The 14,115-nt window shown below is 70.7% G+C and carries 10 protein-coding genes; 2 read left to right on the top strand and 8 right to left on the bottom strand.

All coding sequences use genetic code 11. The features are described 5' to 3' along the window. Positions 1–102 precede the first annotated feature (102 nt). The 7 genes from UG56_RS23390 to UG56_RS23360 are packed head-to-tail and all read right to left on the bottom strand — an operon-like array spanning position 103 to position 10,476. The gene (locus tag UG56_RS23390) at positions 103–3,063 is read right to left on the bottom strand and encodes an alpha-mannosidase (RefSeq protein ID WP_045550827.1); all 2,961 of its coding nucleotides are present in this window, start codon (positions 3,061–3,063) and stop codon (positions 103–105) included. After that, the gene (locus UG56_RS23385) at positions 3,063–5,459 is read right to left on the bottom strand and encodes a glycoside hydrolase domain-containing protein (RefSeq protein WP_071327281.1); all 2,397 of its coding nucleotides are present in this window, start codon (positions 5,457–5,459) and stop codon (positions 3,063–3,065) included. The genes UG56_RS23390 and UG56_RS23385 overlap by 1 nt, the downstream gene beginning before the upstream one ends. Continuing rightward, a complete protein-coding gene (locus UG56_RS28970; RefSeq protein WP_071327280.1) occupies positions 5,432–6,187 on the bottom strand; it encodes a hypothetical protein in 756 nt (251 codons plus the stop codon). Before UG56_RS28970 ends, UG56_RS23385 begins: the two co-directional genes overlap by 28 nt. Next, positions 6,184–7,446, bottom strand: a complete 1,263-nt coding sequence (locus UG56_RS23375) for an AGE family epimerase/isomerase (RefSeq protein ID WP_256206853.1) — start codon at positions 7,444–7,446, stop codon at positions 6,184–6,186. Before UG56_RS23375 ends, UG56_RS28970 begins: the two co-directional genes overlap by 4 nt. Beyond that, entirely contained in the window at positions 7,443–8,306 is an 864-nt protein-coding gene (locus tag UG56_RS23370) for a carbohydrate ABC transporter permease (protein ID WP_045550825.1), read from the bottom strand. Before UG56_RS23370 ends, UG56_RS23375 begins: the two co-directional genes overlap by 4 nt. Continuing rightward, a complete protein-coding gene (locus UG56_RS23365; protein WP_256206852.1) occupies positions 8,306–9,208 on the bottom strand; it encodes a carbohydrate ABC transporter permease in 903 nt (300 codons plus the stop codon). The genes UG56_RS23370 and UG56_RS23365 overlap by 1 nt, the downstream gene beginning before the upstream one ends. After that, positions 9,205–10,476: an ABC transporter substrate-binding protein gene (locus tag UG56_RS23360; RefSeq protein ID WP_045550824.1), complete on the bottom strand. Its 1,272-nt coding sequence runs from the start codon at positions 10,474–10,476 to the stop codon at positions 9,205–9,207. Before UG56_RS23360 ends, UG56_RS23365 begins: the two co-directional genes overlap by 4 nt. A gap of 153 nt (positions 10,477–10,629) precedes the next feature. Between UG56_RS23360 and UG56_RS23355 the strand changes: the two genes are divergently transcribed. Together UG56_RS23355 and UG56_RS23350 are read left to right on the top strand one after the other, a co-directional pair. Further along, positions 10,630–11,652 carry a LacI family DNA-binding transcriptional regulator gene (locus UG56_RS23355; RefSeq protein WP_045550823.1) on the top strand — a complete coding sequence of 341 codons (1,023 nt, stop codon included), beginning with the start codon at positions 10,630–10,632 and terminating at the stop codon, positions 11,650–11,652. Positions 11,653–11,688: 36 nt separating this feature from the next. After that, positions 11,689–12,879: a glycoside hydrolase 5 family protein gene (locus tag UG56_RS23350; RefSeq protein WP_071327279.1), complete on the top strand. Its 1,191-nt coding sequence runs from the start codon at positions 11,689–11,691 to the stop codon at positions 12,877–12,879. Here the strand turns inward: UG56_RS23350 and UG56_RS23345 are convergent. Beyond that, a complete protein-coding gene (locus UG56_RS23345; RefSeq protein WP_071327278.1) occupies positions 12,869–14,035 on the bottom strand; it encodes a Cmx/CmrA family chloramphenicol efflux MFS transporter in 1,167 nt (388 codons plus the stop codon). The genes UG56_RS23350 and UG56_RS23345 overlap by 11 nt on opposite strands. Between the last annotated feature and the right edge of the window lie 80 nt (positions 14,036–14,115).

Raw genomic sequence — 14,115 nt, 5'->3', positions numbered from 1 at the left:
GGCCGAGGCCGGTGGCCGCCGTGGCGCCGAGGGCCGCGGCGCCCGCGCCGAGGAGCATGCGTCTGCGTGAGATGTGGGGAACTGACATGGTCGATCTCTCCTTTAGTTGCGGTGGAACCTCAGGGTGCGGACCTCGAAGGCCCCGAGACTGAGCGCGACGACACCGCCGTCGGCGCTCACCTCGGCGATCGGGTCCTCGACGAGCGAGATCTCCTCGACCCGCTCGAAGCTCTCGGCGACGCGCAGCTCCCCCTGCGTACGCGCGCCGGTGGACTCGTAGACACGCACGACCAGGTCGCCGGAGCGGTCGGCGGCGAGCTTCACGCTCGAGACCACCAGGCCCTCGCCGGAGACGGTCACCAGCGGCTCGACGGCCCCCGCCCCCGTGATCTGACGCACGGGCGTGTTGAGCGCAGCCCCCGCCTCGGTGGCAGCCTCGACCGAGGCGCCGATGACCAGCCCGTAGCGATGCGTCTGCATGCCCTGATCCGTCTCCGGGTCGGGGAACCGCGGTGCGCGGAGCAGCGAGAGCCGGACCTCGGTGGTGAGCGCGGTCGGCCGGGTGACGTCGAAGCCGTACGTCGAGTCGTTGATCAGCGCCACCCCGAACCCCGGCTCGGAGGCCAGCACCCAGCGGTGCATCGAGGTCTCGAACTTCGCCGCCTCCCAGGAGGTGTTGGTGTGGGTCGGGCGGCGGTGGTAGCCGAACTGGGTCTCGGCGAGCGTCTGCTCGGCCCTGACGTCGAGCGGGAAGGCGACCTTGAGGAACTTCTCGGTCTCGTGCCACTCGGTGCTCTGCGCGATGTCGAGCACGCGCGACCCGGGCGCGAGCGAAAGGGTCTGCGTGGTCGACGATGACGGCGAGATCGGCCGCTCGATGACCAGCCCGTCCTCGGTGATCTTGATCGAGGTGACCTCGCGCAGGTCGGTGACCCGGTTGCGGTAGAACCGGTCCACGTCCCAGGCGTCCCACATGTTCGGGAAGTCCTGGTGGAGCTGGAGCAGGTTGGCCTCGGCCCCGGCCGGGATCGCGTCGCGCCCGGTCACCAGGTCGACGGCCGAGGTGATCAGACCGTCGGCGGAGACGGTGACCTCGACGACCCCGTTCCCCAAGACGTACGTCCCGTCCCGCTCGACCACGGAGACGGCCGCCACGGGCTCGGCCGCCAGGACCGCGCCGGAGCGCCCGTCGGCATGCAGCGCGACGGTTCCCTCGCCGGCGAGGGCGCCGAGCGCCCGCTCGATGAGAGCCTCGGCCGCCTCGGCGACCCGGGCATACTGCGCGGCAGCCTCCCGATGCACCCAGGCGATCGAGGTCCCCGGCAGGATGTCGTGGAACTGCTGCAGCAGGATCTGCTGCCACAGCGCGTCCAGCTCGTCGTAGGGGTAGTCGACGAGCCCACGCAGCGCGGCCGTCGCCGACCACAGCTCGGCCTCGACGAGCAGGTGCTCGCAGCGCCGGTTGCCCTGCTTGGTGAGGTGCTGGGAGGTGAGGGTGGCGCGGTGGAGCTCGAGGTAGAGCTCACCGACCCACACCGGCGGCTCGGGCAGCTCCTCACGAGCCTGCGCGAAGAAGTCGTCGGGGTGGCGCCAGGACACCTGGGCGGAGCCTTCGAGGTCGCGGAGACGACGGGCCTTGCCGGCCATCTCGCGGGTGGTGCCGCCACCGCCGTCGCCCCAGCCGACCGGCGCGATCGACCCGGTGGCGACCCGGTTCTCGCGGAACTGCCGCGACGCCTTGGCGACCTCCGCGCCGGAGAGCCGGGAGTTGTAGGTGTCCATCGGCGGGAAGTGGCTCAGGATGCGGGAGCCGTCGATGCCCTCCCACTCGAAGGTGTGGTGGGGGAACCTGTTGACCTGGTTCCAGGAGATCTTCTGGGTGAAGAACCACTCGAACCCGGCCCGCTTCATCAGCTGCGGCAGGGCGGGCGAATAGCCGAACGAGTCGGGCAGCCACACGCCGCGACAACGGATCCCGAACTCCTGCTCGAAGAACCGCTGGCCGTAGAGGAACTGCCGCACGAGCGACTCCCCCGACGGCATCGTGGTGTCGGACTCGACCCACATGCCGCCGAGCGGGATGAAGCGGCCCTCGGCCACCGCGGCCTTCACCTTGGCGTAGACCTCGGGACGGTGCTCCTTGAGCCAGGCGTACTGCTGCGCCGAGGACATCCCGTAGCGGAAGTCGGGGTCCTCGCCGAGCAGCTCGGTCATCGAGGAGGTGGTGCGGGCGACCTTGCGGATCGTCTCGCGCACCGGCCACAGCCAGGCGGAGTCGATGTGGGCGTGGCCGATCGCGGCGATCTGGTGGGCGGAGTCGTGCGCGGTCGCCTCGAGAACCCCGGTGAGCGCCTCGCGCGCCGAAGCCGCCGTCTCCCGGATCCGCTGCAGGTCGACCAGGTCGAGCGCGTCGTCGATGGCCTGCAGGATCCGCGACTTCCGCGGCCCCTCGGGCAGCTCGACCTGCAGCTCGTGGAGCGTCTCCAGGTCGAGGCAGAGCTCGAAGACGTCCTGCTCGAAGACGGCGAGCTCGATCCGGCGCGTCGTGTAGAGCTTCTTCTTCGACGAGGTCTCGATGTCGCCCTCCTGCGTCGGCAGGAAGGGGTGGTAGTCGAGCAGGACCGGGTTGGCCGCGGCCTCCAGGAAGAGCTCGATCTCCTCGCCGCCCTTGGCCTCGTCAGCGACCAGCACCCACTGGTTGCGCGGGTTGAGGCTCTTGATGGGCTCGCCGTCGGGCGTGTAGACCAGCCCCTCGCACTGGAAGCCTGGCATGTTCACGTCGAAGCCGAGGTCGCAGACCAGCTCCACCCGCTTCCCGGCCCACTCGGCGGGCACCGACCCGGTGATCCGGAACCAGGCGGTCCCCCAGGCGGGGCCCCAGTCGCTGCCGACCTCGAAGGGCTCGTACGTCAGGCCCAACCCCTCCGCGGGAGCGATCGGCTCCCCGGGCAGCTCGTGCCACGCGACGCTCACGGGCGCCGAGGTGGTGTGCACGGCCGGCCACAGCCGCTCCTTGAGGACCCGGCTCACGCGGCCTTCGGTGAGGTGTACGTCGTCGTGCATCAGTGCTCGTCCTGTCTGTCGTCTCTGTTGTCGAGGTCGTCTTCGATGAACTCCAGCTGCGTGAGCACGCAGTCGGTCGATGCGGTGAACCGTACGGCGCTCGCCCTGACCGGATCCCCGCGCCGGACCCGGAAAACCCGGGTCTGACCAGCCCAGATGTACGCCTCCCCAGCCCGCTCCTCGCGGCCCGACGTCGCGCCGGCGCCGTCGAGGTAGTCCAGCTCCCAGGCCAGGTCGCCCGGCTCGGCGGAGGTCACGGTGTAGAGGGAGAGCCGGCGCTCGCCGACGAGCGGGACCTCGACCCGCTCCCCCGTCCTCAGCGTGATCGCGGTCTCGCCGGTGTCGTCGGTCAGCGAGTCCGGGACCACCACGGTCGTGTCGGTCACCGGGAGCCCGGGCGCGATCAGCGAGGCCGACGGTGGCCGGGAGTCCTTCGCCCAGCCACTCGGCTCCGGCGCGAGCTCGATGACCAGATGCGCCCCGCCGGCCAGGCGCGCGTGCGGGATCGAGATCTCGTCCCAGGGAGTGCCATCGAGCGTCACCGCGCGGACGTAGGCGCCGGTCCCGACCGCCTCGATCACGATCTCCTCGCCATCGGTCGGACGCAGCACCGTGCGCTCGACCGAGGGAGGAACGATGACGTACGAGGCCGACCCCGGCACCAGCGGGTAGAGCCCGATCGTGGCGAAGACGTACCACGCCGACATCTCGCCGTTGTCCTCGTCACCGGGGTAGCCCTGGCCGAGGTCGGAGCCGACGAAGAGCCGGGAGAGGCACTCGCGGACGATCCGGTGGGCGTCGTCGTGCCGCCCGGCGAACATGTACATGAACGGGATGTGGTGGGCCGGCTGGTTGGAGAGGCCGAGCATCCCCAGGCGTACGTCCCGGGCCTCGGTCATCTCGTGGATCGCGAACCCGTAGTGACCGCTCAGCGCGGCCGCGCCGGTCTCGGGACGGGCGAAGAACTCGTCCAGCTTCGCGCCGAGGCCTGTCTCACCGCCGTGCAGCTCGGCCAACCCGGCCCCGTCGTGGGGTGCGGTGAACGCGGTGCCCCAGGCGTTGGTCTCGGTGTAGTCGTGGCCCCAGACATCCGCCTCGAACCCGTCACGCCACTCCCCCGCGGGGTCGCGACCGATGAAGAACCCCCGCTCGCGGTCGAACACGCTGCGATATCCGAGCGCCCGCCGCGCGAAATACTTCTCCTCGGCCGCGAGGTCCTCGGGAGTGCGGGGTAGTCCAGGGAGTTCCCGACCATTACTGGCGGGTAGACCGACGGAAACTCCCTGGACTACCCCGCCCTCGCGCAACGTCCCGGCCAACCGAGCGATCCCCCAGTCGTTGATCGCGTTGTCCAGGGTCCAGGACATTCCCTCGTGAGTGTCGGTGTCGATATAGCCCCGGAAGATCCCACGACGCAGCCCCTTGCGGCCCACGCGTACGTCATCGGGCGGCACGGTGGCGTTCTTCAGCGCGGAGGCGTAGGCGGTCGCAAGATCGATCCCGGGCACCTCGCGCAGGGCCAGATCGGCCAGGACCGTGTCGAAGGTGGTGCCGGTCATGCAGTCCTCGGCCGCCGGAGCGCTCCAGCGCGGCGTCCAGCCACGGTCGCGGAAGTGCTCGACGAAACCTTCGGCGAGCGAACCGGCACCGGCCGGGTCGAGCAGCGCGAGCAGCGGCCAGGCGGTGCGGTAGGTGTCCCAGAAGCCATGGGTGACCGTCATCGGCGCGTGCCGGACGGTGGTCAGGTCGTAGGGCGAGGTGTGCGCGTGCGTCGGCCCCTCGCCGTAGCGGTTCGGGTAGAGGAAGAGCCGGTAGACGCCGGATCGGATCGAGACCAGCTGGTCCTCGCTCGCCCCCTCGACCTCGACCGTCGCCAGCACCCGCTCCCAGGCTGCGCGGGCCCGCGCAGCCATCTCGTCGAACGACCCCGCGGCCGCGAGGTTGGCCGCCGCCTGCTCGTCGCTGACGGTCGAGATCCCCAGCCGTACGTCGACGGCCCCCGCCCCGCTGAGCGCGATATGGCCACGGAGCCGGCCCCCGCCCAGGCGCAGCTGGGAGGTGCCTCCGACCCGGAGGTGGATGTACTGCGGCGGCTTGCCCTCGCGGTCGTCGAGGAGAGCACGGACGATCAGGCCCTCGCTGCCGTTCTCGCAGGTCAGCGACCGGATCGTGCCGTGATGGTCGAGCACCAGCGAGCGCGCCCCGGTGAACCGCATCCCGAGCGCGAAGTCTCCGGGGACGAGCTCGGCGGTGACGCCGCCGTCGAGGGTGACCGCATAGCGGTGCGGGCCGGCCTCCTCGTCGTCATGGTCGAAGCCCAGCGCACGCGCGCGCCGGTCGTCGTCGGGCTCGAGGAGCGGGCTGGGCATCACCTGGAAGACCCCGTGGTCGCCCATCCACGGGCTCGGGAGGTGCGAGGTCGCGAACGCCTCGATCGCCGGCCGGTTGGGCCCACCGGCGGTGTCGCGGTGGTGCGCATGCCACGCATAGGGCCAGCTGCCCCGGCGGCATCGGTCATCGGCAGCCCGAAGACGCCGCCGTGCGGCAGCCCGACCAGCGGAGCGTTGTTGCCCCGAGAGAACCGGTCGCTGGAGTGCGTCCCGCGGCGAGTGTCGACCTGGTCGACCGGCTCCGCCGGGAACGCACGGGCAGCGCGGACCCCGATGTCGTCGACCCACACCCGCAGCGGCACCGCGGCGGCCCGGGCCACGACGAGGAGCCGCTCGATCCGGCGCCCGGCCAGCCCGGTCAGCGCCACCCGGCGCAGGTTCCACTGGTCGACCCACGCCCGCTTCCCCTCGCCCTGCCCGACGGGGCTCAGCGCCTGCCCGTACTGGTCGACGAGCCCGACCTCGCTGAGCCGCCGCCCGTCGTCGAGCAGCCCGTCGACACAGACGTACGTCGAGTCCCACCGCCGCTCGTCGCTCGAGGCCGACTCGGGGAACACGACGAACCTCAGCTCGTCCCCGCCGGCCACCTCGATCGGCGCCTCCAGCGGCAGCTCCTCCTCGACATCGCCGAGCCCCGGCGCGATCTCGAAGCACCACGCCCGCGGCGAGGAGTACCCCACGCCCGGCCGCGCGTTGACCGGCGCCGACGGCCCGTTCCCGAGAGTCAGGCTCACGCAGTCCTCCCACTGGTCGAGCCGCCCCCGCCGGCCGCGCCGGCGAAGCTGCCGCCCGCGGGAAGCAACGGCAGGATCGCCATCTGATAGGCGTGGTAGACGTCGGGCTTGCCCTGCCAGACCGTCGCGGAGGGCCGGTTGGCCGGATCCAGCTCGTGGTGCCACGAACCACCCTCGCGGTCGACCAGGTGCTCCTCGCAGTAGGCCCACCAGCGGCGTACGTCGGCGAGCGCATCGGCCGACCCGGTGTCACGGAAGAGCGTCCAGGCGGCGGCGACCGCCTCGGCGGCGACCCAGTGCATCCGCTCGCGCACGACGGGCTCGTCGGCGAAGTCGGTGGTGTAGACGAAGCCAGGAGCACCGTCGACCGCCCACCCGCGCGCGGACGCCGCGGCCAGCAGCGACCGCGCGTCCTCGAGCAGCCACGAGGGAGCCTCGGACCCGAGCAGCGTCCGCGCGTGCAGCGCCAGCCGCGCCCACTCGAAGAGGTGCCCGATGGTGACCCCGTACGGCCGGAACGGGTGCCCCGGCTCGTCGATGTTGTAGTCCAGCTCCACCGACCACGACGAGGAGAAGTGCTCCGGGAGCCGCCAGTCGTGCTCGCGTGCGAACCCGTGGACGACCCGCTCCAGGATCCGCAACGCGCGGTCGAGCCAGACCCGGCGCCCGGTCACCTCGGCGACCGCGAGGAACGCCTCGACGGTGTGCATGTTGGCGTTGACGCCGCGATAGCCGTCCAACGACGCCCAGTCGGCGCTCCACACGTCGACGATCAGCCCGTCCTCCTCCCGCCAGAACCGGGTCTCCATCACCTCGAGCGCATCGGCGAGCAGCGCCTCCGCGCCGGGGTGGCCGGCGGCGTACGCGGTGGTGGCGGCGAGCACGACGAAGGCATGCGCGTAGCCCTCCTTGACGGTGCTCACCACCTCGCCGGTCTCCGGGGAGACCGCGGAGTGCCAGCCGCCGTTGTCGGCGTCGTGGAGCAGCCCGGTCAGGGCGCCGACCCCGTGGGAGACGTACGCCGAGGCCCACTCCTCGCCGCGCAGCTGCGCGAGCCCGAAGACGTGCGTCATCCGGCAGGTGATCCAGGTCTCGACGGGCCGCTCGGGAGTGATCCGGCCGTGGTCGTCGAGCCACCCGAAGCCGCCGCCCTCGTGACGAGAGCCGCGCCCGAAGGCCAGCAGGCGCGCGGCCTCCTCCTCGAAGCGGGCGATCTCGGCGGCGGTCAGTCCGGAACCGGTCAGTTGCTGGTCGGTCATCCCTTGATGGCCCCTTCCTCGACCCCGCGGAAGAAGTAGCGCTGCAGCACCGCGAAGACGATCACGATCGGGACGAACGAGATCATCGTGCCTGCCGCGATCAGGCGGGGGTTGTTGGTGAACGTGCCGGACAGATACTGCAGGCCGACGGTCAGCGTCAGGTTCTCCGGGTCGGTCAGCACGATCAGCGGCCACAGGAAGTCGTCCCAGGCGCCGATGAACGCGAAGATCGAGATGACGCTGAGCATGCCGCGTACGCCGGGGAGGTTGACGTGGATCAGCCGCTGCCACGCGTTGGCGCCGTCGACCTTGGCCGCCATCTCGAGCTCGTCGGGGATGGCGGTGAACGCCGCCCGCATCAGCAGGACGTTGATCATCCCGATCATGCCCGGCAGCGCGACCCCGAGCAGGGTGTCGGTGAGCCCGAGCGAGCGGACCGTGACGTACTGGGCGATGATCGTCGCCTCCCCCGGCAGGATCAGCGTGGCCAGCAGCGCGCCCATCACCAGCCTCGAGCCGCGGAAGCGCAGCTTCGCCAGCGCGTAGCCGGCCATGGTGGCCCCGACGATGTTGCCGCCGACGACCAGGATCGCGACGATGATCGAGTTCATCGCGTAGTCGACCACCGGCACGGCCTCGGCGACCTTGGTGTAGTTGGCGAACGTCGGGTGCTCCGGGATGAACCGCGGGGTCGCGGTGTAGATGTTCTCGTCGATCCCCTTCAGCGAGGTCGACAGCTGCCACACGAACGGCAGGACCGTGATGACGAGCACGACCGCCAGCAGCAGGTAGCGGACCACGACCTCGCCCGCGGACATCCGGTGGAAGGCGTACGCCCTCTGCTTCTCTTTCCTGGCCATCAGCCGTCCTTCCGGTTGAGGCGGGCGAGGAGCACCATCGGCACCAGCGTGAGCACGAAGAGCAGCAGGCTCAGCGCCGAGGCGTAGCCGAGGTGGCCGGTGAAGCCGGTGGAGTACATCTGGATCAGCATCACCACCGAGCTGACCCGGCCTCCTGGCCCGCCGGTGCCGCCGGTCATCACGTACAGCTCGGAGAAGACCCGCAGCGAGGAGACCGTGATCAGGATGGTGATCAGCAGCATCGTGCCGCGTACGCCGGGGACCGTGATGCTCCAGAACCGGCGGACCGGGCCGGCACCGTCGACGGCCGCGGCCTCGTGCAGCTCGCGACCGACGTTCCCGAGCGCGGAGAGATAGATGATCATGTAGTAGCCCAGGCCCTTCCAGACCGTCAGGCTGATCGCGCTGAACAGCAGCAGCCAGCGGTCGGTCAGGAACGGCAGCGGCTCCTGGACCACCTTCAGCGCCTGCAGGATCGCGTTGATCGCGCCGCGGTCGTCGAGCATCCAGTTCCAGATCAGCGCCACGACCACCGCCGAGGCGACGACCGGGGTGTAGAACGCCACCCGGAAGAAGGTCAGGCCGGGCAGCTTCTTCTCCACCAGCACCGCCAGCAGGAGCGGCAGCATCGTGAGCAGAGGTACGCAGACCAGCATGTAGAGCACCGAGTTGGTCAGCGCGTAGAGCAGCTGGTCGTCGTCGAGCATCCGCGCGAAGTTGGCCAGCCCGACGAACTCTCCCCCGCCGAGCGGCTTCTTGTTCGTGAAGGCCATGTAGACCGTGTTCAACGCCGGGTAGAGGTTGAACACGCACAGCCACAGGGTCGCGGGCGCGACGAGCAACCAGGGCGTGAACCACTTGTGCTCACGCACCCGGCTGCTCATCTTGACGGTGTCGGTCACTGCGCCAGGAGCTTGTTGCACTCCTCGACCGCCTTGTCGAGGGCTTCCTGAGGCGTGGCGTCACCGCTGATCGCGAGGGCGATCTGCTGGTCGATGATGGTCGACATCGCCGGCGAGACCTTCGGGTTGTTCGGGATGGCTGTGGTCAGGGTCTTCAGGCCGGTGACCTTCGCCTTGGCGGCGACCGAGCCGTCGTCCTCGGTGAAGTAGGGGTCCTCCTGCGAGGCGATGGTGCTCGGGTAGACGCCCGGGGCCAGCTTGGCGAACTCACGCTGGTTGTCGGGGTTGGTCACGAACTGGGCCAGCGCGTTGGCGGCGGCGAGGTTCTTGGACTTGGCGTTGACCGAGAGGCCCTGGACGTACAGCGGGCCGTCACCGAAGGCCGGCGAGATCTCGGTGCCCTTGGCCAGGGCCGGGTTCGCCTCTTCGAGACCGGAGATGTTGGCGCTGCCGGTCGTCCAGGCCGCCTTCTCCTGGTTGTAGAGCTCGGCGTTGCCCTGGAAGGTGTCGGTGAGGATGTCCTTGGGGAGCAGGCCGTCCGCGTACGCGTCGGCGTACTTCTGCACGAGCTCGATGGCCTCGGGGGTGTTGAAGGTCAGCTCGGTGCCGTCCTCGTTGAAGATCGGGACGTCGGCCTGCTGCAGGTCGTTGAGGCCGGGCTTGCGGGTCATCAGGTAGACCTTGCCGCCGGACTTCTCCTTCAGCGTCCTGGCCTGCTCGATGAGCGAGTCGAGGTCGGTCGGGAGGTTCGCCGGGTCGAGCCCGTTCTTCGCCAGCATGTCCTTGTTCCAGTAGTTCACGTCGGTGCCGAGGTACCACGGGTAGCCGTAGGTGCCGTCGAGACCGTCGTACCGGTAGCCCTGCAGACCGCCTTCGACGTACGTCTTGTCCAGGTCGACGTCGGCCTCCTCCAGGTCGAGGAGCTGGTCCTGCTGGGCGAGCGGGAGGGCGAAGTCGGGCGGCAGGTTGGTGACGTCGGGAAGGTCACCGGACGAGGCCTGGGTGAGCACCTTCTGGTCGTAGCCGTCGCCGGGCTGGTCGAGCCAGGTGACCTCGACGCCGGGGTTCTCCTTCTCGAAGTCGGCGATCACCCCTTCGACGTAGTCGGTGAACTTGGGCTTCAGCGCCCAGGTCTGGATCGAGACCTTGCCCTCGATCTTGCCCCCGAGGTCACCGGCGGACGGCTCGTCACCGGCCCCGCAACCCGTCATCGCAGTCAGGCCCATGGCCAACCCAGCGGCGACCCCCACCAACCGGCGTGCGCTCATCTTCGGCTCCTTGCTGAAACGCTTGATAGAGTTGAATTGATAAAGCGGTTAAGTTCGGGCCGTACTATTCACCGAACGAGGTGTGCCGTCAAGGCATCCGTGTGAGGAGCGCCACAATCGGCTCCCTGCCTCGACCCAGAGAGGACCTGCCCGATGGCACGACCAACGATCGCGGACATCGCCGAGCGCGCCGGCGTCTCCAAGGGCGCGGTCTCGTTCGCGCTCAACGGACGGCCGGGCGTCAGCGAGGAGACCCGGCGGCGCATCCTCGCCGTCGCAGACGAGATGAACTGGCGGCCCCACCGCGCCGCCAGGTCCCTCGGCAACTCCCGCGCCGGAGCCGTCGGCCTGATACTGTCCCGCCCGGCTCGTACGCTCGGGCTCGAGCCCTTCTTCGGACAGGTCGTCTCCGGCCTGCAGGCCGGGCTGGCCGAGGACGGCACCGCGCTGCAACTGCTCGTGGTCGAGGACCCGGAGGCGGAGATGGCCGCCTACCGGAACTGGACCGCCGAGAAGCGCGTCGACGGCTTCGTGCTCCTCGACCCGCTCATCGACGACCCGCGCTTCCCCGCGCTCGAGGCGCTCGACGTGCCCGTGATGGTGCTCGGCGGGCCGCTTCCCGACACCTCGCTGAGCTACAGCTGGGCCGACGACAGCGAGGCGATGCACGAGGCGGTCGACTACCTCGCCGCGCTCGGTCATCGCCACGTCGTCCATGTCGCCGGTATGCCCCAGTTCCTGCACACCAAGCGCCGGATGGACGTGCTCACCGAGGCCAAGGCACGCCATGAGCTCGCCGAGGTCGTCTCGATCCCGACCGACTACAGCGACTCCGAGGGAGCGGTCATCACCCGCCGGGTGCTGTCCCGGCGCGAGCGGCCGACGGCGATCGTCTACGACAGCGACGTGATGGCCGTGGCCGGCCTGGGTGTCGCCCTGGAGATGGGCGTGCGGGTGCCGCAGGACCTCTCGATCCTGTCCTTCGACGACTCCCTGCTCGCCCGGCTCACCCACCCGGCCCTGACCGCGCTGACCCGCGACACCCAGGGGTGGGCGACCGAGGCCGCCCGCGAGCTGCTCCGGCTGATCGCCGACCCGAGCCTCACCGTGCGCCACCCGTCGAGCACGCCGGTGCTCGTGCCGCGAGAGAGCACGGCTCCGCCTGCCGGACACTGATTGCCCCGGTTTACTTAATCGGTTTATATTGCCGGGGTGCCAGCTCACCCGACGCCCTCAGCCACCGCCCCGTTGCGCTTCGGCGCCAACCACGTGCCCTCATCCGGCTGGTTCTACTCCTGGCTCGACTTCGACGCCGACCAGATCGCTCGCGACTTCGACGACCTCGCCGGCCTCGGTCTCGACCACGTACGCATCTTCCCGGTCTGGCCGTGGATCCAGCCCAACCGCTCGCTGATCCGCTCCTCGGCGGTCGAGGACGTGCTCACCACCATCGACCTGGCCGCCGCCCGCGGTCTCGACGTCTGCGTCGACCTCGTCCAGGGCCACCTGTCCAGCTTCGACTTCCTGCCCTCGTGGGTCCTCACCCACCACCAGCGATCGGTCTTCAGCCACCCGGAGGTGCGCGAGGGTCTGCGCACCTACGTCGACGCCCTCGCCGGCGCGGTCGCCACCCGGGACAACGTCTTCGCGCTGACCCTGGGCAACGAGGTCAACAACCTGTGGCCGTCCAACCCGACCACCGTCGCCGACTCCCGCTCCTGGGCCCAGGAGCTCCTCGAGACCGCCCGCACGGCCGCTCCCGGCCTGCTCTGCCTCCACTCGCTCTTCGACGACGCCTTCTACGCGCCCGACCACCCGTTCGCACCCGCCGACGTCACCACGCTCGGCGACCTGAGCACCGTGCACTCCTGGGTCTTCAACGGCGTCGGCGCGATCGACGGGCCCGTGGGACCGGCCACGCTCACGCATGCCGACTACCTGGTCGAGCTGGCCGCGTCCGCCGGCGAGCCCGGCCGCCGGGTCTGGCTGCAGGAGATCGGCGCTCCCCTGCCCGAGATCACCCCGGAGAGCGTGCGCGAGTTCGTGACCGGCACGATCGACCTCGTCGCCCAGAACCCGGCGCTGTTCGGCATCACCTGGTGGTGCTCCCACGACCTCGACCGGTCCCTGGTCGACTTCCCCGAGCGCGAGTACGACCTCGGTCTCTTCACCGTCGACCACCGGCGCAAGCCGGTCGCCGAAGCGCTGGCCGAGGCGATCGCCGCACACCGCGGCCCTCGCCCCTCGCCGGCGCCCCGTCAGCGGATCGAGTGCCCCGTCGACCTGCTCCGCGAGCCCGAGCGCCGCGCCGAGGTCGCCCCGGGCAGCGACTTCCACCGCGCCTGGGTCCGGGCGCGGACCGAGGGCCCGGTCGAGATCGTTCCGCCCGCGGTCACGAGCTGACCGTCGTCTCCGTGACGCGGCGCAGCGACGGGACCATGGCCAGCAGCGCGACCCCGGTGAGCGCGGCCGCCACCCACACCGGCCCCAGATCGCCGTGGCTCGACAGGGTCGCGGCACCGATCGCCGGACCGGCGGCGGCCCCGATGTTGAGCGCGACGGTCGCGTACGAGCCGCCCATGGTCGGGGCACCGGACGCCGCGTAGAGCACCCGCGCGATCAGGCTGCTGCCGACCGCGAACGCCAGCGCACCCTGGAGGAACACCAGCACGAGCAGCGGCACCGCCCGGTCCGCGAGCAGGGCCACGCTCACCCACCCCAGGAGCAGGACGGGCGTGGCCACGCCGATGGTCAGGCGCGGGTGCCGGTCGGAGAGCCGCCCGGCGACGGTGACCCCGACGAAGGAGCCGGCGCCGAACAGCACCAGTGCCAGGGACACCCACACCTCGGCCAGCCCGGCCACGCCGGTCACGATCGACGCCAGGAAGGTGAACGCGGCGAAGGTGCCGCCGTTGACCAGTGCTCCCAACGACATGGCGGCGAGCAGGCGCGGCGCTCGCAGCTGGGCGATCTCGGTGGCCAGCGACGGACCGGGGCGATCCGAGGTCTCCCGGGTTCCAGGCCGTACGCCGTGGGCGATCCCGAGGGCTGCGGGCACGCACAGCAGGGCAACGGCCCAGAACGTCGCCCGCCACCCCAGGGCCGCGCCGAGCAGCGCGCCCGCGGGCACCCCGGCGACGGTGGCGAGCGTCGTACCGGACAGCAGGACCGCGAGCGCGCGCCCCTTCTGGTCCGGGGCGACCAGGCGGGTCGCGGTGCTGAGCGCGACCGCCAGGAAGCCGGCATTGGCGACCGCCGCCACCACCCGGGTCGCGAACAGCACGGAGAAGACCGGCGTGACCGCGGCGACGACATGGCAGGCGGCGAAGAGCACCAGGCAGCCGAGGAGGGACGCGCGCGCCGGCCAGCGGCGCGCGAAGGCGGCCATGAGGGGCGCGCCGAGGATCATCCCAGCGGCAAATGCGGACGTGAGCAGACCGGCGGTCCCGACCGAGACGTCGAGGCCGGCGGCGATGTCCGGCACGAGGCCGGCGAGCATGAATTCAGAGGTGCCCATGGCGAAGACCGCCAGGGCGAGCAGGTAGAGCGCGAGAGGCATGTGGATACTCCGAGGCAGGAAACGGACGAAAGGCGTCTCGTCACCACGGCCAGCACCCGGGGATGACCGAACGACCGCCC

It is taken from the genome of Nocardioides luteus (genome assembly GCF_000960475.2).
Taxonomy (GTDB): domain Bacteria; phylum Actinomycetota; class Actinomycetes; order Propionibacteriales; family Nocardioidaceae; genus Nocardioides; species Nocardioides luteus_A.
This window is presented reverse-complemented; position numbering and strand designations above follow the sequence as displayed.

Coding starts and splice junctions, on each gene's coding strand:
- UG56_RS23390 (WP_045550827.1), bottom strand. CDS start 3,063: ATGCACGACGACGTACACCTCACCGAAGGCCGCGTGAGCCGGGTCCTC.
- UG56_RS23385 (WP_071327281.1), bottom strand. CDS start 5,459: ATGGGCGACCACGGGGTCTTCCAGGTGATGCCCAGCCCGCTCCTCGAG.
- UG56_RS23375 (WP_256206853.1), bottom strand. CDS start 7,446: ATGACCGACCAGCAACTGACCGGTTCCGGACTGACCGCCGCCGAGATC.
- UG56_RS23370 (WP_045550825.1), bottom strand. CDS start 8,306: ATGGCCAGGAAAGAGAAGCAGAGGGCGTACGCCTTCCACCGGATGTCC.
- UG56_RS23360 (WP_045550824.1), bottom strand. CDS start 10,476: ATGAGCGCACGCCGGTTGGTGGGGGTCGCCGCTGGGTTGGCCATGGGC.
- UG56_RS23355 (WP_045550823.1), top strand. CDS start 10,630: ATGGCACGACCAACGATCGCGGACATCGCCGAGCGCGCCGGCGTCTCC.
- UG56_RS23345 (WP_071327278.1), bottom strand. CDS start 14,035: ATGCCTCTCGCGCTCTACCTGCTCGCCCTGGCGGTCTTCGCCATGGGC.